A 23,990-nucleotide genomic window follows, 5' to 3' on the forward strand; every position below is an offset into this window, starting at 1 on the left:
GATTAATGCGTTCTAAACTAAAGGTAAAATAGCGTAAACGCAAAGAAGAAGCTATCGTATTTGCGCAAATACGACTTGTTAAGCAAGTAATTATTCCTTTAATTTATTTAAGTTTTTGATATAAAAAGAAGGATAAATTCCAGTGCGTTTTTTAAAGGCTTTCGAGAAGGATTCAGACGTGTTAAAACCTAATTCAGCTGCAATGGATTTAATATCATACTTTCTAAAAGTTGCGTCATTTTTTAATTGAGACAATGCATAATCAATCCGTAAATCGGTAATATACTGTACAAACTTTTTTTGCTTGTGCGATTGTAATGTTCTAGATAAATACGTTTTATTCGTGTGAATTTTCTTTGCTACAAAATTAATAGTGCAATTTTTATGCAGAAACAATTTCTTCTCTTCAAACTTTGCCAAACCTTGTAAAATCTTGGCAATATTTTCATCTTTTATCGTATAAGATTGTGAACTATCTTCTTCGGGAGCAGTCTTTTCTGTTGTGTTGAGTGTTGCCAAAATAGCGTTGAAACTCTTTTTATATTTCTGTACTTTATTTCTATAAAACACAAAACCTAAGGCGAGTAATGCCAGCAATCCCAAACTTATATATATCAATGTTTGTGATAATTGTTCTTGTTTATTTGATTGATTTTCAAGTTGATTAATTTTATTCTTAAAAGATGGAATATCATATTGCGTATAAACATTTTCAGATGCTTCCCGAACTCTTTGGTCATTTTCTTTGTCTTTTTCCTCAAAACGACGATAATACTTTACTGCATTTTTTTGATCATTCAGAGCGTCATAAGATTTTGCCAGAAGAATATAGGTTTCTTCAAAAAAAGGAGAAATTTTTGCTTCTTTTTGATAAGTGCTATCCGCTTTCAATAAATACGTTACTGCATTTTTGTAATGCTCTTTTAAAAAGAAGTTTTTCCCTTTATACAAGTATAAAACAGGCAATTGTTTATGGAATGATAATTTTTTGGCATATTGCTCTGCACTATCTAGATGTGTAAGAGCGTCAATCAAATTTCCTCGCTTTTGATGAATAATTCCTTTGAGCGTTAAAAATAAATTGTAAACTTCAAGATCATTTGCCTCCAAGCTTTCTTTTAAACCTCTAGTATTTGCAATTTCTGCCGAATCTAAATACACATTGCGAAGTGCTGGAAAATCTTCGGAAAGCTTCGCGTACGTATCACTAAGTCCTAAAAGCGTATTGAAATATGATAACTTATATGGATTGCTTTCCGAGGACGTTTCATAAAAAGTTAAATTCTCTTTAAAATATTCCAACGCTTGTTTTCTATAACCAAGATCGCTTTTTAAAATAGCAACACTGTTTGATATTTTTGCTAATTTGACTTTTTCGTCTGTATTCTTAAGCAAATCATACGCTTTTGAGTAGTATTCTATGGCTTCTTTATACGCTTTGGCATTATGATAAATAACACCTTTTTTATAAATTCCGTTTACATAACTATTAGCGTCAGTGGATCTTGAAATATAAATATCTATAAAATAATGAGCACTATCTTGCTGACCTAAAGCGTCATAAACAATGGCGTTTAAAAAACTTCCGCGTGATGTTTCATGATCATTTTTTTCTAAAACAGCTTTCTTATAATATGCAATAGTTACTTTTTTAGCTTTCTCTAAATCTGAAAAACGATATTGTTTATATAAACTCTTTAAAGAATCGTATGATACATCTATTAAAGAATCATCTGTTTGTTGTGCTGCAATTGTTTGAAAGATAAATAGTGAAAAGAGTAGAAAAAATATGTTTTTTATCATGAAACAAGAGAATGGCATTCTATACATAATTATAAAAAGTATAGAATAAAGTCAGAAAGCTAAAATACTAAAAATGCAAGCAACTAAAAGCGGTCTTATCTTATTAATATTTAGTACAACAATCTATGTTTTTCAGTTTCACTTCGGAATTCATTTTGGTAATAAAAAAAGCGCATAAATTTCTTCATGCGCTTTTGTGTGTTTTATTTAAGGGAAAACTTAATTTTTGATTTGGACCTCTTGTGTCAGTGCAACGATCCGTTTCTGCTATTGTTTGTAAAGTCCCTCCAACTATTTTCAATATTTGAAAATTAGAAACTCTATTTTTTTTAAATTTAGTGTTTTGTTTTCATTTTGTTTTGAAATTAATTAGTAAGCTATACCGTGTCAAAAACTAGACCAAAAATGCAACATATATTTGATGCATTTTTGTTTTTACAATACTAGGAGTTAAAATACTTTAGCATATTGCATGGTCTCGAGTTTCTCCGTCTCCACCACAAACATCGCTTTCTGATACTGTTTTAATTGTAGTAGGGCAATATTTATAAGTATCACATTCAAATGAGTTAGCGCATGTACAGGTAGGTTCATGAGGTTGATCACCTGTTGGACAATGCGTAGTGACTCCACCAACTAAAGAGTTAATAATGTTAACTCCTGCAATTTTAATCTTTCCTAAATTTAATTTTTTTTGTTTCTTCATGACAATATGTTTTAGTGAGCTCGAAAGTAGTTGTGTTAAGTGTAAAAACAAAACAAAACACCCTGTAATTATCGAATTAAAGGTTCTTGAATGTCTTCTGAGGTGTTGATTTTATTGATGTTTTTAATATAATAAGAAGGATATATGCCTGTTTTACTCTTGAAAGCTCTAGAGAACGAATCTGGTGATTTAAAACCTAATTCTGAAGCAATAGACTTAATATCATACGAACGAAAAAGCTTGTCTTCTTTTAATTTTTCTAAGGCAAAAGTAATTCGCAAATTTGTAATGTATTGGATAAATTTCTGTTGTTTTTCCGAATGAATTACTTTTGATAAATACGCTTTGTTTGTTTTTACTTTTTTTGCGACAAATGCTAAATCGCAATTCACATCTAGAAAAAGTTTCTTTTGTTCAAACTTGTCTAAAGCAGTAAGAATTTGTTGTATTTTTTCTTCGTCAATAGTTAAGGTAGGTTTTGACTTTTCTTTTTTTACAGGAACAATTTCTTTCTTTGTCTTCAACTCCTTTAAGAGATTCTGAAACTTAGCTTCATTTTGACGTTGTTTACCTTTACTGTATACTAGAAATAGTAAGAAAAGGAAAATAAGAACGATAATTATGATCAGAGCTACAGTATAGTTATTTTCTTTTTCTTCTTGATCTGCTATTAATCTTTTTATTTGATCCTCTAATTTTTCCATGTCATGATCTCGAATAGCGCTTTTTACACTTTTGCTAACGTGCTCATTAATTTTCCTGTTCTCTTTATATAATTCCCAATATTTAAGAGTGTTTTTTCCGTCACCCTTTTTACTATAAAAATCTGTTAGTGTATAATATGTTCTGTCTAGAAGTATATAATTGGCAACATTTTTTTGGGATACAGAATCAGTTTTTCTTAAAAAGTCAATTGCTTTTTCTTCTTGTCCAAGTTTTTTATAACTGACTCCAATGTAATAATATATACTTGTAAGTAAGACTTTTTCACCTTGTTGAATTGCTTTTCTTTCTGCAATATTTAATTCAGAAATAGCTTTTTGATACTCCCCTTTTTCATGATTTATAATTCCATATTCGGTTAAAAAATAAATATATCGAGAAACATTATCAACACGTAGTGATTCTTTTAAGCCTATTTCATTGTAGATTTCAGCAGAGTCTAATAAACTTTTTTTTAAATCTTCTTCATTTGCAGCATATTTTACATAAGTGTCTGTTAGTGCTATTAATGTACTTAAGTACGAATAGGAATAAGAATTAGATTTTCGTTCTTCTTCGGAGAATGAATTGTAATAGTTGTAATTTTTCAGCAGAATTTTTAAAGCAGCCTCCTGATCTCCTAAAATATTTTCTACTAATGCGATATTATGAGAAACCATATATGTCATACGAGGATTCGAATCTTTATAAAAACTATAAGCAATACTATAGTTTTCAAAAGCTTCTTCATATTTGCCGTAATCATATAAAATTTTTCCTTTTAGGAATATGGACAGAACTTCTAGGTTGCGGTCTTTTAATTGTGTTGTGGCAATGTCTCTTGCTGTTTCAATATATTCAACTGCCTGATCATGGTTTCCTTTGTTATTCTCTAAAACTGCATAGCGCCTGTAGGCGTAAAATAATTTTAATGAATCATTTTTCTTCTGTGCATTTTCAAAAAGCTTATCTGCATATATCTTTGCTTTGTTAGACTCGTTATATAAATATTTTAAATAAAACTTATTAAGTTCTTTGTATGAATACTTCGCCAAGGAATCAACTTCTTGTTCTTGGGCATAAAATGTTTGAGTTGAGGTATATATGCAAAAAAGCAGCAATAGCCTTAAATAAGTTGGAGGAATTATAAAGCGCATAAAAAGTAAAAATATAAAGTATGAATATTCGATTGAAGGTACTAAGTGCTACTAACAATAGAAAAAGTTATAAATTCAGCTAAGAATCATACAAATCTAATAAAAATATAATCCGTACACATTGGTCAGTCAAAGTGTTTTACATAAATTTGCACCCGATTTGAAAAGAAGCGTAAAAATTGAAGATATGACAGCGAAAGAGAAAAGAACATTTGATGCACTGATTGAAATTCCAAAAGGAAGTAGAAACAAATATGAATATGACTTTGAATTAAAGAAAATTCGATTCGACAGAATGTTATTCTCATCAATGATGTATCCTGGCGATTATGGCTTTATTCCTGAAACACTAGCACTTGACGGTGATCCATTAGATGTATTAGTATTAGGAACAGAACCTACATTTCCAATGTGTGTGATGGAAGTAAAACCAATTGGAGTTTTCCACATGGCTGACGAAAAAGGACCCGATGAAAAAATAGTATGTGTACCTGTAAGTGATCCAATTTGGAATAGCTACAATGATATTGATGATTTGAATCCGCACAGAATAAAAGAAATTACACACTTCTTTCAAGTATATAAAGATTTAGAAAAAAAGAAAGTAGATGTTGGCGGATGGGGAAATGCCCATGAAGCCTATGATATCGTTGATAAATGCATTGAACGATACGAGTCTAGCGAGCACAAAATAAAGGGAGACTTCTCAATATAAAAAAAAGATTACACCGTAAATTAAAAAAAAACCTTCTAAAGCTATTTAGAAGGTTTTTTTTTATGCTTGATTTTGTTACATTTACGCCGCTAAATAACAAATCAAACAAAAATATGGAATCAATGATGATTTACATGCCAATAGCATTGGCTGCATTAGGCTTAGTCTACATGCTTATCAAAAAATCTTGGGTAATGAAGCAAGATGCCGGCGACGGAAAAATGAAAGAGATATCTGATTATATATATGAAGGAGCGTTGGCTTTCCTAAATGCAGAATATCGTTTACTAGCAATATTTGTAGTAATAGTAAGTATCGCTTTATTTGCTGTATCTGTCTTTGTGGAAACAACACACTGGTTAATAGTAATCGCATTTATATTTGGAGCTGTATTCTCTGCGTATGCAGGAAACATCGGAATGAAAATAGCAACCAAAACTAATGTGCGAACTACGCAAGCAGCACGTACAAGCTTACCAAATGCTTTAAAAGTATCATTTGGTGGTGGAACAGTTATGGGACTTGGAGTTGCTGGTTTAGCAGTTTTAGGACTCACAGGATTCTTTATCATATTCTACCAATACTTTATGGGAGGAATATGGACGTCAACTGGCGACATGACAATTGTACTAGAAACACTAGCAGGATTCTCTCTTGGAGCGGAATCAATTGCATTATTTGCACGTGTTGGTGGTGGAATCTATACAAAAGCTGCCGATGTAGGAGCTGATTTAGTTGGAAAAGTAGAAGCAGGAATTCCTGAAGATGATCCAAGAAACCCAGCAACAATTGCTGATAATGTTGGAGACAATGTAGGAGATGTAGCAGGAATGGGAGCCGATTTATTTGGTTCGTATGTAGCCACTGTATTAGCAGCAATGGTATTAGGAAACTATATCATTCGTGATATGGGCGGAAATATTGTTGACAAAGGTTTTGACGGAATTGGACCTGTATTATTACCAATGTCAATTGCTGGTGTTGGAATTATTATTTCTTTGATCGGAACCATGTTGGTGAAAATAAAAAGTAATGATGCCAAAGAAAAACAAGTAATGGGCGCATTAAATATTGGAAACTGGGTATCTATTGCACTTGTAGCATTAGCTTGTTTCGGATTAATAAAATATATGTTACCAGATACAATCTCAATGAAATTCTTCGGTGAAAACTTAGATGATGCAGGAAAGGCTGTACCAGTAGTTATAGACTCTATGCGTGTATTCTATGCAACCTTAGTTGGTTTATTTGTTGGTGGAGTTATATCATCAATCACAGAATATTATACAGGATTAGGTAAAAGCCCAATCTTAAAAATTGTACAACAATCATCTACCGGAGCAGGAACAAATATTATTGCAGGTTTAGCAACAGGTATGATTTCTACATTCCCATCAGTATTATTATTTGCAGGTGCAATTTGGTCGTCATACGCATTAGCAGGATTCTACGGAGTTGCTTTAGCAGCTTCAGCAATGATGGCAACAACAGCAATGCAGTTAGCAATTGATGCTTTCGGACCTATTGCGGATAACGCGGGTGGAATTGCTGAAATGAGTGAACAAGAACCAATCGTACGTGAACGTACTGATATCTTAGATGCAGTAGGAAATACAACAGCAGCCACAGGAAAAGGTTTCGCTATTGCTTCTGCAGCTTTAACATCATTAGCCTTATTTGCAGCGTATGTAACCTTTACTGGAATTGACGGAATCAACATTTTCAAAGCGCCAGTACTAGCAATGTTATTTGTTGGAGGAATGATTCCAGTAGTATTCTCTGCATTAGCAATGAATGCAGTAGGAAAAGCAGCGATGGAAATGGTAGAAGAAGTACGTCGTCAGTTCAAAGAAATTCCAGGAATTATGGAAGGAACTGGAAAACCAGAATACGACAAATGTGTAGCAATCTCTACGAAAGCATCTTTAAAAGAAATGATGTTACCAGGATTATTAACAATCGGTTTCCCATTAGCAATTGCTTTTATTCCAATGATTTTTGGAATGGACAATTTAGCAATCGCGGAAATGTTAGGTGGATATATGGCAGGAGTTACCGTAAGTGGTGTACTTTGGGCAATCTTCCAAAACAACGCTGGTGGAGCTTGGGACAACGCTAAGAAATCATTTGAAGCTGGTGTTGAAATCAACGGAGAAATGACATACAAAGGTTCTGAGGCACACAAAGCAGCTGTAACTGGAGATACTGTTGGAGATCCTTTCAAAGATACGTCTGGTCCATCAATGAACATCTTAATCAAATTAACATGTTTAATTGGATTGGTAATTGCACCAATCTTAGGAGGGCACGCTGAAGAAACGCAAACAGCAGAAGAAGTAAACAAAAACGTAATTCAAGTAAATGTTGAAGAAGCTGCAAAAACTGATGTCGCATTGAACGTGATTACAATGAAAGAAGAGAATTTATAAAAAATTCAAACGTATATATTCAAAAGGCTGTAATTGAAAAATTACAGCCTTTTTGTTTTTCAATACACTATTAAAAAGTGTATTGAAATAATCTCGCTGAAAAGCGAGATCTCATCACTTTTTCCGATACAAATACAATGTAAAAGGCGTTGCTTTACGCGATATAAAATTAACCACTTTCTCCGCTTCCCAAGCAGGAATATCAAAATCATGTGTCACAATACGTGCACCAACAGGCAATTCGTTTTCCAACTTCAATGAAATTTTTCCTAACATATTTCGGGTTAAGTATAAAATAAGTGCATCCACTTTTGAAATATCGGCGTTGAAAAAATCTTCCGCTCTAATTTCTATGGAATCTAAATTTCCTTCTTTTTTTAAATTTTCAGCAGCAGCTTTCAATGCAACAGGCAAAATTTCATAACCAACACAGGTTACCTTTGCCATTTTTGAAGCTGCAATCAAACTTCGAGCGTCGCCGCAACCTAAATCAAAAAGGAGTTCTCCATCTTTCAAATCTAAAAGACGTAATTTTTCTAACACTACTTCGTCTGGCGTTAGCTCGTAAGGTTCGCCTAATGACGTAAAAATGGTTGGTGAACTCATATAAATTTAACTAGTATATAATTGTTTTTTTAAGGTTTCGAATGTATCCGACAAGTAAAAAGCGCACATGCTTTTCAATCGGATAATTAATTCTTGATGTACAAACTCGCCTGTTTCGTTGGTGCGTGCTAAAAAGGCTTCTACGCCATATTGTGAAATAATAGGATGATCTTGTTCAAAAGTAGTCATTCCTGCCAACAAACCTTTAACAGCAGCTTTTAAGTCATCAGCGAAGAGCAGCGCAACTTTATCTGCCACAATTTCCATCAATCTCGAAGTAATCAGTAAATTTTGTGAATCATTTGCTTGCGATTTGTCTTTGCTAAAAGGATTCAAATTAAACTTTTCAGTTACTTCCATAATTCCTTGTCCTTTCTCAGCAACATTGGCAACTTGTTCCACACGATTGATGATTTTCCCATACTTTTCAATATTCGCAATGTTTCCAAAAATAGCGCCAATATTCCCCACAAAAGGCAATACGGTTAACAACATATTTACAACGGTAAATCCTTTATTGGCAGCACCACGCCAAACATCTGTTGAGGTAATTTTTGAATGTTCAAAATAAATATGCGCCAATTCAATTGCGACTAAAAACGTCAAGGCATTCACTTCTAAATGTCGAAGGCTTTTTGGGTCTAAAAAGTCAATTCCAATCATCAAAAAAGATGGTTTTCCTTCTACACCAATTACAGAAGTAGAATATGTTCCGCGACCAATATAACATTCAGGAACGTTTATCTGCAACGCGAAACAAATTGCCGTAATGCGTTCTATAATTTCTGGGTGATTATGAGCGTTTAATCGATCTGAAAAAGAAATCACCGCTTCATAATCTGGCGGATTCAACGCGGCAATAAAATTGTTCAACGAGTCAAAAAAACCTTTGGCATTTTGAAAACAACTTGGCACAACTTCTTTCAGTACTTCTTTCTTTTCCAGCCGTTGATAATCGTTTGTAACTTCCGTTTTATGCGTTACTAAATCTTTCGCGCTTAATATTTCTTGGATTGTTTTTGCTTTCTGTTGATGTTTTTCATGTAAGGCTAATGCGTCAATTCGCGCATGTAATAATGGTTGTAATACCGCAAGTTTGTGAATGGTTTCAGAAACATCTTCATTGAGTTCTTTTTGAATATTCAACATAGCTTCCAAAATCGTAATTTTCAACTGTTGCCCACCTTCGCCTTCCAAAAGATTGGTCGTGTTTGTCGGTAACAAATCTACAATACTATCATCCGGAAGCGATTCGTAAATTGTTCTATATAAAGAAATAGCTGCTGTAAATCGTTCTGAATTATTCAAGTGTTTTGCATAATTCAGATTGAACTCAAACACAATTTCAGCTTTCTTTTCTTTCTCAATAAACAATTGGTAAAAATGCTCATGAAAAGCAATCGTATGTTTGGCAGTTGTCTTTTTTTGAAGTGGTTGTAAAATCGCTAATACTTTCTTTTGTTCGTAGTATGAAAGTTTCCAATCGTTCACAATCATAATTAAATTCTCGCCAAAAGTTTCATGTGCATTTGCGTGTTTTGTAAAAACTTCCAATAGTTTTTCTGGCTTTTCTGCATCTACTTTTAATCGCTTTAACAGCGGAATTAAATCTGCTTTCAATTCATTCAACAACAAATCTGTCGTTGTACTTTGCAGTTGAAACAAGCGTGAAGCTAGCTGTAAATGTGCTTCTTTCTTATTGTATTTTTTAACTAAAATATCTCCAAAAATCCCCAAGCGATTTCCTGTATTTTCAAGCACAGGTAAAATTTCATGATACAACGTATCGTTCATGAATTCGGTGTAAAAAGACAGTGAATCTGTTGTAATTAAATCTTTCCCTGTTTTATCTTCAAGTGTAAAACTTTCGCTAGAAATGTCAAGCAATAGCATATTATAATCTGGTATTTTTCCAAGGAGAAACGTTCGTTTGGAAGTCAGTACAAAATGCCAAGAAGTATGTTTTGGAAGTTCCTTTTCTGCATCTTGAAGCGTTACTTCGCTAATTCCCAAAATACTCAAAACATATTCTTTCAGTTGCAACTGATGAAAAATAAAATTCTGCGTTTCTAAATCGAGTACTTGTACATATGAAATGACTTCTTCGTTTTTGAGCGCATACAAATGATCATCTTGCAGCTTCAGTAAAAAGGTTTGTAAGTGTATAAAAAACGCTTGTTTCTTCAAATCGAAATCTGCCGCTTTCTTTGTTTCTTTATAAGAAGAAAGGTCAATTTCTACCTGTTCCGCAATGACATAAATAATGGTTGAATTCTGGATGCATTGCAATCGTGTAGTTGCAATAATGCCTTTTTTTTCATCCGTAGTAACATCTGTGTCAACTGTAAAACCATTCGTAATTTTCTTAACAGCTAGCTCCGTTTTTGATGTTGTTTCAAAAAAAGTAACCAAAGGAATTTTTAAATCGTGAACCGAAAAACCATCGGAAACATACAGTTTAGCAATGGTTTTTTCGTCTTTATCTTTTGAACCTTTAAAAAAGTTGAGCATATATCTACAGAAATAACTTTTGAGAATAGAAAAATAAACAATTTTTAGCAGAACTGCTGTTTTTTCGTGTATACGCGTATAAATGGTATGGTTAAATGCTTATTGTCAGGCTGATAAGATTGTAACTTGAAGTCAATTATTAACAAACAAAACAATTTAATCATGAAAAAAAAGAAATTAATCGCGAAGTTAGCTTTAGGGAAAAACAAAGTTTCGGACTTATCAAAAGTAAATGGAGGATATATACCTCCATACGATGATACAACTGATGATGGCGGCGGCGGAAGCGGCGGCGGTGGAACGTATACCAATAATTGTAGTGGACAAACCTGCGGATATTGCATCACAAATAATCATCCTGTGAGTGATCCAATTCATTGCAGAACCTGTCATGATGCTTGCTAGGAAAGTAAAAAAAAAGCCATTCTGTACAGAATGGCTTTTGTGTTTTATGTTGAAATTGTGCTAAAACAATCCGTGTATTTCTGCATCAATTTTGTTGATTACGCTTCCTAAATCTTCCGGATTATCTACAAAATCCAAATTATCAACGTCAACAACTAATAATTTTCCTTGATCATATTTTGAAATCCAAGCTTCATAACGTTCGTTCAATCTGCTCAAATAATCAATACTAATTGAATTCTCATAATCGCGTCCACGTTTGTGAATTTGCGCAACCAACGTAGAAATATCGGCACGTAAATAAATCAATAAATCGGGCGGATCTACCAATTTTTGCATCAATTCAAAAAGGGATTGATAATTTTCATAATCGCGATTCGTCATCAAACCCATGGCGTGAAGATTTGGTGCAAAAATATTTGCATCTTCATAAATCGTACGATCTTGAATGATTTTTTTTCCGCTTTCGCGAATTTGCAATACTTGTCTAAAACGACTGTTTAAGAAATAAATTTGAAGATTAAAACTCCAACGTTCCATCTGTGTGTAAAAATCATCCAAATACGGATTGTCTACGACATCTTCAAAATGTGGTTCCCAACGGTAATGTTTTGCTAATAGTTTTGTTAAAGTTGTTTTTCCTGCGCCAATGTTTCCTGCAATTGCAACGTGCATGTGATTCTGTGATTAGGTGTTCGCTTTACAATACAACTACTGGATTTTGAGCTATATTCTAAAAATATTCGTTCTATCTATTCTTTTGTTGGTTTTTTTAGTTGAAACTGATACAATACAATTCCGTCGTAAATATACAAGATATCATCGTGAAGCGAAAACTGTTTTATAGCAATTCTGTCAGACGGTACATTTATAAGATAAACGTCTTCACTATTGGTAAAATAAAGCTGTTCATCCTTTAAAAAAATAACTTCTGTGTTGGTCATGGAAAAATCTGTGACGCCTGTCAATTCTTGTTGCGATAACAAACTTCCATAAATATTATAGGTGTATAAGGTAGTTTCTGTTAGTACTCTGCAAAAATTATAATTGCTTTTCAGCGTGATCATTTTCTCTGAGATCGGAAGATTTTTAACATGCGTTTTCTGTTGAACGTAATTAAACACTTCCAATTGTTGCGTATTCGTGTCAAAAATCCACAAATTTCGATCGTTTGCGGTAGTGGCTGCTGCCAGGTTTTTGAATTCGCCAATTACATTAAAATCTATGCGTCTAATTTCATTCAGTGTATTGTCGAGTACAATTACGGTATTAAAATCTTCATAAAACAATGTGATTTTCAGCGGATTTAAAATATCTACGGAAGTAATATCGCCTAACTGAAAGTTATTGTATTGCCATGATTTTGTGTCTTTTCGCTTGATTAAGATATTATCTTTAATTACATACGAAGCACCAAAATTATCCACTTCAATAAATCGGTCAACTAACAAACTATCTTGCTGTTGCAAAGTTGCCGTAATTGTTTTCTGTGCGAACAGTATCGTAGAACAACACAAGAAAATATAAAGGATGAAACTTTTCATGGTTGACAAATTACAAAAAATGCGCCATAGTTGGTGTAACAATTTTTTAATGTGTCAATTTGAAAATTACGCAATGTGATAATTTGAAAATGCGCTGATTTGAAAATGTAATGCCCAAACGTCAATTCGAGTGATTTTTTTGTCATATCGAGCGCAGTCGAGATAGATAAAAAAATTGTATCGAGAATAGTTTAGAAAAGCTTATCAATGTCTCAACATAATAATTTAAAAATTCTCACAATGGCTTTGAAGTTCGTTAAAAAACAAGTAGTTTCGGTTATTATCAAAAAAACAAGTAAAAAACCCTGATCTTAATATAAATATGCCGAACTCTATTCGTAATTTTTTTTCATGTATTCTTTTGTTATTAATAGTTGGCTGTAAATCACAGACGCTATCATTAAAAGAAACTACTAATCAAGCCGTTAAAGAACTTGGTCCAAATCCATATTTTGTTGTCAATGGAGAACCTGTCGATCAAAAGACTTTTGTATCACTGAATAAAGCTGACATATCAACCTTATCAATTATTTATGGTAAAGAAGCAACTGATTTATTCAATGAAAACGGCAAAGACGGCGTAATTACGGTTCAAACAAAAACGTATGCCATAAATAAGTTTCAATCTACATTTAAGGCTCTTTCAGACGAATATAATGAAATGATTGATATGTATAAAGACAGTGAAATTCAATATATTTTGAACAAAAAGATTCTAAAAGAAGATTTTGAAGGAACATTATCTTTTATTGATGAAACATTATTAAAAAGCATAAAGATTATTGATAGTACTAAACTTAGTCGAAAATATGGAATCATTGATAAAAAAGTGGGAGTCGTCATAAAATCTAAACCACCTAAAGACCTTTATAATTCAAAAAAGAAATTTTAAAATATATTATGAAAAAGAACCTGTTTATTTTTTTTACGACATTATTATTGATCTCTTGTTCAAGAAAATTAATTCCAAACTTTAATGGTGAAGGATCTTTAGTAAGTATTATTAACAAAGAAATTAAATCTGGAAATGCGAGTCATAAAACACCAATTTATCTTGATACTCTAAAAATTTCAATGGAAGATTTAACATTTCTAAATATCGTTGATACTAAAGATTTTACATCAATTAAAGTACTAAATAAGTTAGCAGCAAAAAAAAATATAAATTCTAATATCAATCAAAAGGTTATACAACTTATTCCTTTTAAAGATGAATCACTCGGTTTAAAACATTACGCTAATATTAATAATGAATTAATCACTAACACGATTAACTCTTTATTAAAATCTGGACAAGTTAATGCAAATCCAATACTTGTTTTAGATGGAATTCCACTTCGTGGAAATGAAATTTCCTCAAAAATAAATCAGGTTAAAAAAAGTGAAATTAAAAGCATAAGCATACTGAAAAAACAAGCTGCTTATACAATATATGGAATTAGAGCAATAAATGGTGTCATCATTATTACAACAAAAAAATGATGAACTAAAATTAATTTGGTAATTCGAAAATGTAGTTCGTTTTCAATTGTTGAATCATTTAATTTCACATTCAACAAATCAACTTATACCCAAAACCGCGCACATTTACAATCTGAATTTCAGGATCGCTTTTCAGTTTCTTGCGAAGTTTTGAAATAAAAACGTCCATACTTCGTGCGTTGAAAAAGTCATCATCGCCCCAAAGTTTGTTTAAAATGAAGGTTCTGTCCAAGACATCATTTCGTTTTTCGGATAAATAAAATAATAATTCTGCTTCGCGATGTGTCAATTGTACAGACGTTTCATCCCAAATTAATTGTTGTTGCGTATGATTGAAAATGTACTTTCCAATCGGAATTTGCGTATGATCTTGTTTTATGTGAATTCTATCCAACAACGCATGAATCCGAACGATTAATTCTTCCATGCTAAATGGTTTCTTCAAATAATCATTTCCACCGTGTTGAAAACCTTCAACCACATCTTTTACTTGTGATTTTGCAGTTAAAAAAATAATCGGAATCGTTGGATTTTCCTGTCGAATTTCTTGCGCAAGCGTGAAACCATCTTTCTTGGGCATCATCACATCTAATACTAAAATTTCGGGTTGTTCCTTTTGATAGATTTCATACGCTATTTCGCCATTTTCACACAAAAACACTTCAAAATCGCGCGATTCTAAGCTTTCTTTTACAATCTGTCCCAACGCGGGTTCGTCTTCTGCCAAGAGCAGTTTTATCTTAGCTGTTTTCATCCGAGCAGTGTAATTTTAAAAATAGTATGTTTTGTAGCTGGCACTAACTGAATGGTTCCGTTGTGTTTATCTACAATCTTTTTTGTGTAATAGAGTCCAATTCCAAACCCTTTTACATCGTGTGTGTTTCCTTTTGGAATTCGATAAAATTGATCAAAAATCTTTTCGCGCTGTGATTTGTCAATCGTTTCGCCATTGTCTGTAATGGTAATTTCAACAGTTTCAAGTATTTTGGTAACATTCACTTCAATTTGATCGCCGCCATATTTCAGCGCATTATCGATTAAATTGTTAATAGCATTCTCAAAGTGAAAAAGATCTACATCTGTGGAAAAATGTTCTGTATTGCTGCTAAAACGAATCGTTTTTTCTGTGGTTAGTGCTTGTTGTTTTTCAGTAATTTTTTGAACAAAATCAACAATATCTACCGTTTCTTTTTGTAATAATAAGTTTTCACTATCCAATGTGGCAGTTTCCAATAACTTTTCCACCATAAGGTGTAATTTTTTCAATTGCTTGTCCGAAATCGCTAAATATTTTTGTGCCTTTTCAGGGTTTTTTAAAGCGTCAAAATGTTGAATAGCTTCCAAAGCAGTTGAAATTGTGGTAATTGGCGTTTTAAATTCGTGTGTAATATTGCTTATCAAATCATTCTTTATTTCCGCCAATTGCTTTTGTCGTCGAATCACGCGCAATAAATACAGCAAAGACGTAATAATTGCCAATGAAAGTAAGGTTGAAAGTAAAATTCCAAACATGCTTTTTTTCCATACTGTATTAGAAATATTAGCGTATTGCAACTCTAGCTTTTCGCCAGGTCTCAAGTATGCTGATTTCGCATTTGTTTTTAAGAATTTTTTCGGAAGTTGCTCATTACTAACGGTATGAATAACCGTTTTGGCAACATATTGATTCAAGCGATATGGAACCGTAATTTGTTTTCGATCAAACTCAGTCGCTAAAAAAGATTGTAGTTTTTTAAAATCTAATGAATCTGCAGTAATAGAAATATATAAGGATGAAATTTCATCAAACAAACGAATGCTATCTCTTTTTTGTGATCCAAATGAACGTGGAAATCTATTGATAATCTTGGCTTTTCCAGAAACAACCAGTGAATCTCCATCAAAACCTCCATTGTGCCTTTGCATTCTATCATCAATAATAATAGTTGCAGAATCGCGATAATTCTCAATATCAAGTCCAAAACGTTTAAATATCGAATCAAACTTTATATTACGAATCACTTCAGAATGTTCCATAGAATCACCACTACTGAAAATCATCACTTTTTCATTCTTGGCAAAATCTGCATAATACGCTTCTACAGCATTATCCAGGCTAATCTGAACCTGATTGATAAACTGTTGTTTGTTGACTTGATAATTTTTGTAATTCCAATATACTTGTACAGCAATCGTAATCGCTATCGTAGCGATGATTCCGTATAAAACCCAAGAAGATTGTTTTTGCTGCATACTATTGTAATTACAATTCAAAAGTAAGGAGTTATTTATAATTACAACAATCGCTTAACACTCGTTAACAAAAAAACTATTTTTTAGAAATGACGATTTTATGACAGAAAAATAATTTAGTAAAGTAGGAAAAATATGTTTATTTTTATATATTGATGCTGGAAAAAATAATATTATTAAAAATAATTAAGAATGAAAAGAACAATTTTACTGATTTTAGTAGCGCAATTTTTCTTAATTGGTTGCAACCAAGAAGAAGTTTGTTACAGTTGCGATGAAAGCGTCGATGCTTTCGTAAAAGAAAATTTAAAAGCGATTCAACTGATGAATCGTGCAGACATTATTAACTATTCTAAAGAAAAACAGCGTGGAATATACAGAGCTTTATCGGCTGACAAGAAAAAAGAAATTTGGCAAGATAAATTCGTGCAAATAAATTCCTTAGATTTGAGTGATGGTGAGCGTGCATTGATGAATAAGTTTCAAGAATTTGTGAACAAAAAAGATTTTTCAAGCCCTATCACACATAAGGAAACAGGTTATCTGAATAGTTTGCGTGAAACAGGAATACAAAAATTCGGTTGGACACAACGCTTTGTTGTAAGCGCATTTGGTTATTTAGAAAACATTGACCGAAGTGGAATCATCGTTGCAAGAGATGGTGATGGTGATCCAGTTTTTACAGATCCCGATCCAAAACCAGATTGTGACTGTGATTGGGGATTAGGTTGTTTAGATGGACCTTGTGATGGGAGAGATGGTGCTTGTGATAAAACAGAAACGGGTTGTGGTTTTCTATTTTTTTATGAATGTGTCAGCCTTTGTAGACCAGATTTAGGATAAAAAAATAATGACAAATAAAAAGAAAAAATATCTAAAATACTTTCTGAATTCTATTTTAGGATTAACTATATATATCTTGATTGCTACTTTGTGTAATGGTAGATTCAGCTATACATTTCCTTTATTTAGTATATCATTGTTTATTTTGGGTTTTGTATTTGCTAAAAAAAATCAATCAACAGTTAGAAATATTAGCTTTATATTTTTGATGGAGTTATGCTTACTTTCAGTTTTAATTTTAGGTATTGAAAACGCAAAAGTAACATCTATCATTTTTTATTTAATTTTCATGCCACTATTTGTTTTTATGGGAAGTTGGGCTCGAAAACAAAAAATACAATTCTTATATCTAGCAATAAGTTTATTCTTTCTAACTTTTCTAATTAAGCCAAATACAGGACACTATTTAAGAAACTTTTATGCAGACCTTAATACAAAGTTGCCAAAAATATCATTCTATACATTAAACGAAGAAAAAGTAAATTTTACTAATGAAGTAACGATTATAGACTTATGGTCAACATCTTGTGCAGTTTGTTTTCGTAAATTTCCTGAATTTGAAAAACTCAAACAAGAGTTTGAAGGAAATGACAAAATCCAATTTTATAGCGCAAATGTGCCGTTAAAAAATGATACACGCGAAAAAACATTGGCAACGATCAAGCGATTGAATTATGATTACGAAACCCTATTTGCTGAAAAGTTTGAAATGATTCGCGATAGTTTAGGAATCAATGGTTTTCCACATTTATTAATCATAAAAAATGATACGATTCGCTACTTGGGCGATATGGAAACTGATAAAAAAATTGTGCTAACAAATACCCGAAATGTTATTCAGAATCTTTTAGAATAAAAAATAAACACATACATTTATAAAGTCTTTACAGTTATTTGTGAAGACTTTTTTTTGTGTTTAACACTCGTTAACGTTCATTAACTATTAGCTAAATTTTTCTAGATCATATTTGTATCATCAAATTAGAAAACAAAAATTATGAAAAACAACTATTTACAAACGGTCATTTTATTCGTTTTTATGCTTGTAAATGCTTTTCTCAACGCACAAGATTTTCAAGGTGTTGCAACCTATAAAACAAGTCGTAAAATGGACATTAAAATTGATAGCATGGCGCAAAGTCAAGGAATTAATGAAGACATGCAAAAAAAGCTAAATGCAATGTTGCAAAAGCAATTTCAAAAAGAATACAAACTTACATTCAATGCTTCAGAATCTATTTATAAACAAGAAGGGAAATTGGCGGCGCCAGCACCTGGAAATGACGGAATGATGATTATGGTAATGGGCGATAGTGAATCGAAAGCGTTATACAAAAACACCAAGGAAAAGCGCTATGCGAACAAAGAAGATATCATGGGAAAGGTATTTTTAATTCAAGATTCTTTAGAGAAGAAAGATTGGAAACTAGAAAGCGAAACAAAATTTATTGGGCAATACACATGTTACAAGGCAACGCGTACGACGGAAATTGAAAGAATGACATCAACTTCTATCAATGATACTGTTGATGACGAACCAAAAAGAACCAAAGAGACCATTACCATTACAGCCTGGTATACACTTGACATTCCAGTGAATACAGGTCCAGGAATGTATTGGGGATTGCCAGGATTGATACTGGAAGTAAACGATGGAACAGAAACAATTGTTTGCAGTAAAATTGTATTAAACCCGAAAGATAAAATCACGATCAAAGAACCAACAAAAGGTAAAAAAGTGAATCAGGCTGCGTTTGAAAAAATCATGGAGAAAAAGTCAAAAGAAATGATGGAACGTTACCGTGGCAATCGCAGAGATGGTGAAGATGGTATGAGAATTGAAATTAGAGGATAAAAATATGAAAATTCACCTAAAATATCATTGCGTACTATTTGTAAGCTATTTGTTAGGATTTACAGCAGCACTACAAGCACAAGTAGCTACGATTCCTTTTGAGAGTGATGGATTAATGTACATCAAAGTAAAAGTGAATGATCATGCAGAACCACTGAATTTCGTTTTTGATACTGGCGCGTCTACAGCCGTATTGGATGAAAAAGTAGCGAAGGAAATTGGCATAACTGCTGACTATCAACAACCAGCAGCAGGCGCCGCAGGAACCGAAATGTATAACATTGCTTTGTCTCAAAAATTGCACATTCAAGATATTACGTTAGCAGATGCGCATGTAGTATTAGTCGATTTAGATCGATTGTCGAAACGCGGCAATCAAAGAATTGATGGAATCATTGGCTATAACATTATGCAACACTATGTAACTCACATTGATTATGATCAGCAAGAAATAAAACTGTATAAAAATGTGGATGATATCGCAGCTGTGGATGCATATAAAATGTTGCCTGTATCATTAGGTTATGCGTCTATTCCGCAAGTTGAACTTGAATTTACACTAAAAAATAACAAAAAATTTAAAGGAAGTTTTCTATTCGATTCTGGCGCAAATATGACCTTTTTACTCAATACGCCTTTTGTAAAAGCGAACAATATAGAAACGCTCATTGGAAAAACAATTGAAAATAAAGCGGAAAGCTTAACGACTTCTTCAAGTTTTAAAATTGGAAACGTAACAAATGTACAATTGGGAGATTTTAAATTTGGTGAAATGCCAATCGATTTATCAAACAGTACATCGGGTGTGATGGCTTCGGAAGCGTACGCAGGAATTTTGGGTGTAAAAATCATTCAACGATTTCATATTATTTTAGATTATAAAAATCAAAAAATCTATCTAAAACCCAACAAAAGTTACGCAAACGAATTTGAGTTTCCACGAAGTGGCATTTCGATAGAAAAAGAAGCGGATAAAATCAAAATTTCAAATGTCGTAAAAGTATCTGAAGCATACCAAAAAGGAATTCGAGAAGGCGATCAATTGCTTGAAATTGATGAAGTTGTAGTGAATGATACACGCAAGTGTCGTGAATTGTTAAAGCAGAAAGATACAAGTGTGAAACTCAAACTAAAAGATGAAAAAGGCGAAGTGAAAACCGTCATAATTTTCTTGAAACGACTCATTTAGCTGTCATTTTAAGAAAACCTTAACAAAATAGAGTTAAACTTAAAGAGAAAACAAAGGTCTAAATAAAGTTAAAAGTGTAACTTTTTACCCTGTTATGTACTAACATGACAAGAATTATAAAAACACATAAAGACCTAATAAATGAAACGTATTTTACTTTGGAGCTTACTTTTATGTACAGTTAATGTATTCGCTCAAAATTTTCAAGGAAAAGCTTACTACCAATCTAAAACGACCATGGAGACGAATTGGGGCGGTAGAGAACTATCAGAAGAACAGAAAAAGCGAATTAAAGAACGCATGAAAGGCTTCTTAGAAAAAGTATACATATTAGATTTTGGAAGAACTGCTTCTGTATATAAAGAAGAAGAAAAAATTTCAGCGCCAGGACAAGGCGGAGGCGGTGGATTTGGTAGAATGATGATGGGAAGCTTTACACAAGGACGACAATACAAAGATGTTCAAAAAGGTGTGCTCATGGAATCGAAAGAATTCTTTGGAAAAAAATTCTTAATCAAAGACAGTTTGCCAAAACTAGAGTGGAAAATGGAAGGCGAAACCAAGCAAATTGGAAAATACCTTTGTTTTAAAGCAACGGCACTAAAAAAAGTAGACGAACTAGATTTCACGAGTATGCGTCGAAGAGATCGTAAAAAAGATGAAGACAAAACGGCTGAAGAGAAAAAACAAGATTCTATAAAAGCTGCAAAAGATCCGTTTAGTCAAGTTGAAATTCCAAAGGAAATCTTAGTAACAGCTTGGTATACTTTAGACATTCCTGTAAATCAAGGTCCAGGAGAATATTGGGGATTGCCAGGATTAATTTTAGAAGTAAACGCATATAAAACAACGATTTTATGTTCTAAAATTGTAATGAATCCAGAAGAAAAGGACCCAATTGAGGAACCAACAAAAGGACAAGAAGTTACACGTAAAGAATACAACGAAATTGTAAAAACGAAAATGCAAGAAATGCGCGACATGTATCGTGGACGCGGCGGTCGTGGAGGACGAGGCGGAAGAGGATAAATCTTCGCCTCACCAGCAACTAATCAGAAGAAAAAAAACCAATGAAAAATATACTATTTGTGCTGCTATGTTTCATAGCACAGGCAACTACTGCCCAAATTAAACTGGAAGGTGTTGTAAAAGATACACTCGGAAAGCCTTTGGAACTTGCCAATGTGATTGCATTGAACAAAGCAACCAATACATTAGAATCTTACGGGATTACCAATAATGAAGGACGTTTTAGGCTTTCGCTCAAAAAAAACACGACCTATTTATTAAAAGTAAGTTACATCGGATTGGCAACGATTAATGATTCATTGACAACAAAAGAAGCTGACATTACAAAAAACTTTGCAATGAAAGCGGACAATAAACTAGATGCTGTACAACTTACATACGAAATGCCCGTAACCATAAAAGGCGATACAATTATCTACAATGCGGATTCCTTTAAAAATGGTTCCGAAAAAAAGTTGGGTGATGTTTTAAAAAAATTGCCCGGTGTAGAAGTCGATGATGAAGGAGAAATAACGGTAGAAGGAAAGAACGTGACCAAAGTAATGGTGGAAGGAAAAGAATTTTTTGATGGCGATAGTAAATTAGCCACTAAAAATATTCCCGCTGATGCCGTTGATAAAGTTGAAGTCTTAAAAAACAGCAACGAAGTAGGACAACTCAGAGGACTTGGAAACGATCAGGATAATGTGATGATTAACATTAAACTGAAAGAAGGAAAGAAAAACTTTTGGTTTGGAGAAATTACCGCCGGATTAGGTCCAGATGAACGTTACATTGCCAATCCACGATTATTCTATTACAGTCCAGAATACAGCATCAATATCATTACAGATTTTAACAATATTGGCGCAATTCCGTTTACACGACGTGATTATTTTAAATTTTCGGGCGGATTCAGAAATACATCCAGAAATACAGGAACAAACTTCAATGTAGCTTCCAGTGATATAGGATTTTTAACCTTGCAAAACAACAGAGCAAAATCAATCGATTCTAAATTTGGAGCCGCAAACTTCAGTTATTCACCAAAGAAAACATGGGACATTAGCGGTTTTGCAATCTATTCAGGTTCACGAACAGAATTACAGCAAAATAACATTAATAATTATATTGATGAAAGCACACCTGATGAAATCACGGAGACAAATACAAAGCAGAAAAGCGATTTAGGATTGTTCAAACTAAGCACAAGTTACAAGCCAAATTCCAACAATCAAATGGATTATGATTTCTTCGCTAAAATATCGAAACAAAGCGAACGACAAGATTTCTTTTCTTCCTTATTAGGTGATATTGACGAAAATCAGTCTCAGAATCCGTATAGTATCAATCAGAATTTCAACTATTATTATACCTTAAACGATAACAATATTTTTGCTTTTGAAGCACAACATTTATTACAAGATGAAGATCCTTTTTACAATGCAAAATTGACGCAAAGTGATCAATTTCGCTTTACAGATGTTTTAGGATTAAACACATCACAATCGTTTTTAGACATTGCACAAGACAAACGTGTAAAAACCTATAAGTTTGATGCACGATTGGATTATTGGTACGTGTTGAATCAAAAAAGTAACATCAACATTACTGCTGGAACGACCTTAAGTACACAGCAGTTTGATTCTGAAATCTATCAATTTTTAGATAGTGGAAGCAAGTTGCCATTGATCAATCCGCAAGGAGACGTGATCAATGATGTAAAATATAATTTTAGCGATACCTATTTAGGAGTACACTATAAATTAAAATCTGGAAAATTCACCTTTACACCCGGAATTACAGCGCATGCATACAGTACCAAGAATGTACAATTTGGTTCAGAATTTCAAGAAACATTCACGCGTTTCTTACCAGATTTAAACGTTCGGCTACAATTGAAAAATTCTGAAAATATCAACTTTAATTATCAAATGCAAACAGATTTTACAGATGTAAATCGACTGGCAGAAGGTGTTGTTTTTAATAACTATAATTCCTTATTCGCGGGAAACAGAACACTTGAAAACGCACTGTCGCACAACTTAAACTTGAGTTATTTTAGTTTTAATTTGTTTAATTATACAAACATATTTGCCTTCTTAAATTACAACAAACGTGTAGATCCAATCCGAAATCGTTCACAATTCTTAACGATTCCAGGCGCAAATCCAGGTGATCCAGATGTGTTGAGTACAAACAGTGTTTCGTCACCTTTCAACTCTAACTTTGCAGATGAAACCTTCTCGGCAAACGGACGATTTGAACGTACGTTTGGAAAACTAAAAGCTTCCATTGGTGGAAACTTCGCGGTATCGAAATTTACACAAGAAATTAACGGAAATAAAAGTGTGAATGAATCCTTTACACAATCATATCGAACCCGATTTAGCACAAACTTTAGAGACGCACCAAACATTGAAGTTGGTTACAATTTAACGATCAACGAGTACGATCAGGGAAATAATACAAACCGATTCATTACCAACAGTCCGTTTGTAAATGTAGATGCATATTTCTTGAAGAGTTTCATCTTTACAGCAGATTATTCGTATAATAACTATAAAAGCGAAGAACGAACCATTAACAGTTATAGTTTCTTAAAAGCGGAATTATCATATCAAAAGAAAGATAGCAAATGGGAATATACCGTAAGTGGAACCAACTTATTAAATACAAAATCGTTGAATCAAGACAATTCAAATGACTTCTTAACAAGTACCAGCGAATATTTCATTCAGCCGCGGTATGTTATATTGAGTTTGAAGTATAATTTGTAATAGACATTGTTTTCATTCCTGCG

Annotated in this window: 20 protein-coding genes; 11 read left to right on the forward strand and 9 right to left on the reverse strand. The window is 32.9% G+C overall.

Going from position 1 to position 23,990, the window contains the following annotated elements; translation table 11 throughout:
• Positions 1-90: 90 nt before the first annotated feature.
• From H2O64_RS01055 to H2O64_RS01065, 3 genes are all read right to left on the reverse strand, one after another.
• A complete protein-coding gene (locus H2O64_RS01055) occupies positions 91-1,803 on the reverse strand; it encodes a response regulator transcription factor (RefSeq protein WP_187560277.1) in 1,713 nt (570 codons plus the stop codon).
• A gap of 460 nt (positions 1,804-2,263) precedes the next feature.
• The gene (locus H2O64_RS01060; RefSeq protein WP_187560278.1) at positions 2,264-2,509 is read right to left on the reverse strand and encodes a hypothetical protein; all 246 of its coding nucleotides are present in this window, start codon (positions 2,507-2,509) and stop codon (positions 2,264-2,266) included.
• Positions 2,510-2,577: 68 nt separating this feature from the next.
• On the reverse strand, positions 2,578-4,266 hold the full coding sequence (locus H2O64_RS01065; protein ID WP_187560279.1) for a helix-turn-helix domain-containing protein: 1,689 nt from the start codon (positions 4,264-4,266) through the stop codon (positions 2,578-2,580).
• Positions 4,267-4,555: 289 nt separating this feature from the next.
• On the opposite strand from H2O64_RS01065, the gene H2O64_RS01070 reads away from it, so the two are divergent.
• Together H2O64_RS01070 and H2O64_RS01075 are read left to right on the forward strand one after the other, a co-directional pair.
• On the forward strand, positions 4,556-5,083 hold the full coding sequence (locus tag H2O64_RS01070; RefSeq protein ID WP_187560280.1) for an inorganic diphosphatase: 528 nt from the start codon (positions 4,556-4,558) through the stop codon (positions 5,081-5,083).
• Between the two features lie 113 nt (positions 5,084-5,196).
• Positions 5,197-7,512 (forward strand): sodium-translocating pyrophosphatase, encoded by a 2,316-nt coding sequence (locus H2O64_RS01075; protein ID WP_187560701.1) that lies wholly within the window; start codon positions 5,197-5,199, stop codon positions 7,510-7,512.
• Between the two features lie 114 nt (positions 7,513-7,626).
• Here H2O64_RS01075 and H2O64_RS01080 read toward each other — a convergent pair whose 3' ends face one another.
• On the reverse strand, positions 7,627-8,118 hold the full coding sequence (locus H2O64_RS01080; protein ID WP_187560281.1) for an SAM-dependent methyltransferase: 492 nt from the start codon (positions 8,116-8,118) through the stop codon (positions 7,627-7,629).
• A 6-nt stretch (positions 8,119-8,124) separates the two neighbouring features.
• The gene (locus tag H2O64_RS01085; protein WP_187560282.1) at positions 8,125-10,629 is read right to left on the reverse strand and encodes a M48 family metalloprotease; all 2,505 of its coding nucleotides are present in this window, start codon (positions 10,627-10,629) and stop codon (positions 8,125-8,127) included.
• A gap of 162 nt (positions 10,630-10,791) precedes the next feature.
• On the opposite strand from H2O64_RS01085, the gene H2O64_RS01090 reads away from it, so the two are divergent.
• The gene (locus H2O64_RS01090) at positions 10,792-11,034 is read left to right on the forward strand and encodes a hypothetical protein (RefSeq protein ID WP_187560283.1); all 243 of its coding nucleotides are present in this window, start codon (positions 10,792-10,794) and stop codon (positions 11,032-11,034) included.
• A 60-nt stretch (positions 11,035-11,094) separates the two neighbouring features.
• Here the strand turns inward: H2O64_RS01090 and H2O64_RS01095 are convergent, their stop codons facing one another.
• Positions 11,095-11,709: a deoxynucleoside kinase gene (locus H2O64_RS01095; protein WP_187560284.1), complete on the reverse strand. Its 615-nt coding sequence runs from the start codon at positions 11,707-11,709 to the stop codon at positions 11,095-11,097.
• Between the two features lie 77 nt (positions 11,710-11,786).
• Positions 11,787-12,578: a hypothetical protein gene (locus H2O64_RS01100; protein ID WP_187560285.1), complete on the reverse strand. Its 792-nt coding sequence runs from the start codon at positions 12,576-12,578 to the stop codon at positions 11,787-11,789.
• A 322-nt stretch (positions 12,579-12,900) separates the two neighbouring features.
• On the opposite strand from H2O64_RS01100, the gene H2O64_RS01105 reads away from it, so the two are divergent.
• Together H2O64_RS01105 and H2O64_RS01110 are read left to right on the forward strand one after the other, a co-directional pair.
• Positions 12,901-13,470 (forward strand): hypothetical protein, encoded by a 570-nt coding sequence (locus H2O64_RS01105; RefSeq protein WP_187560286.1) that lies wholly within the window; start codon positions 12,901-12,903, stop codon positions 13,468-13,470.
• Between the two features lie 8 nt (positions 13,471-13,478).
• Entirely contained in the window at positions 13,479-14,060 is a 582-nt protein-coding gene (locus H2O64_RS01110) for a hypothetical protein (protein WP_187560287.1), read from the forward strand.
• A 70-nt stretch (positions 14,061-14,130) separates the two neighbouring features.
• Here H2O64_RS01110 and H2O64_RS01115 read toward each other — a convergent pair whose 3' ends face one another.
• Positions 14,131-14,814 (reverse strand): response regulator transcription factor, encoded by a 684-nt coding sequence (locus H2O64_RS01115; RefSeq protein ID WP_187560288.1) that lies wholly within the window; start codon positions 14,812-14,814, stop codon positions 14,131-14,133.
• The gene (locus H2O64_RS01120) at positions 14,811-16,292 is read right to left on the reverse strand and encodes a sensor histidine kinase (protein ID WP_187560289.1); all 1,482 of its coding nucleotides are present in this window, start codon (positions 16,290-16,292) and stop codon (positions 14,811-14,813) included. The genes H2O64_RS01115 and H2O64_RS01120 overlap by 4 nt, the downstream gene beginning before the upstream one ends.
• Positions 16,293-16,484: 192 nt before the next feature.
• Here H2O64_RS01120 and H2O64_RS01125 point away from each other — a divergent pair, with 192 nt between their 5' ends.
• The 6 genes from H2O64_RS01125 to H2O64_RS01150 all read left to right on the forward strand — a co-directional run bounded on the left by H2O64_RS01125 (position 16,485) and on the right by H2O64_RS01150 (position 23,967).
• Positions 16,485-17,135 carry a bacteriocin fulvocin C-related protein gene (locus tag H2O64_RS01125; RefSeq protein ID WP_187560290.1) on the forward strand — a complete coding sequence of 217 codons (651 nt, stop codon included), beginning with the start codon at positions 16,485-16,487 and terminating at the stop codon, positions 17,133-17,135.
• A 289-nt stretch (positions 17,136-17,424) separates the two neighbouring features.
• Positions 17,425-17,991, forward strand: coding sequence for a TlpA family protein disulfide reductase (locus H2O64_RS01130; RefSeq protein WP_187560291.1), 567 nt, complete (start codon positions 17,425-17,427; stop codon positions 17,989-17,991).
• A 141-nt stretch (positions 17,992-18,132) separates the two neighbouring features.
• Entirely contained in the window at positions 18,133-18,990 is an 858-nt protein-coding gene (locus H2O64_RS01135; RefSeq protein WP_187560292.1) for a GLPGLI family protein, read from the forward strand.
• A gap of 4 nt (positions 18,991-18,994) precedes the next feature.
• Positions 18,995-20,179, forward strand: coding sequence for an aspartyl protease family protein (locus H2O64_RS01140; RefSeq protein WP_187560293.1), 1,185 nt, complete (start codon positions 18,995-18,997; stop codon positions 20,177-20,179).
• 141 nt (positions 20,180-20,320) lie between these two features.
• A complete protein-coding gene (locus tag H2O64_RS01145; protein WP_187560294.1) occupies positions 20,321-21,208 on the forward strand; it encodes a GLPGLI family protein in 888 nt (295 codons plus the stop codon).
• Positions 21,209-21,249: 41 nt separating this feature from the next.
• Positions 21,250-23,967: a carboxypeptidase-like regulatory domain-containing protein gene (locus H2O64_RS01150; RefSeq protein WP_187560295.1), complete on the forward strand. Its 2,718-nt coding sequence runs from the start codon at positions 21,250-21,252 to the stop codon at positions 23,965-23,967.
• Positions 23,968-23,990 lie beyond the last annotated feature (23 nt).

Source organism: Kordia aestuariivivens (assembly GCF_014397005.1).
Classification (GTDB): Bacteria; Bacteroidota; Bacteroidia; order Flavobacteriales; family Flavobacteriaceae; genus Kordia; species Kordia aestuariivivens.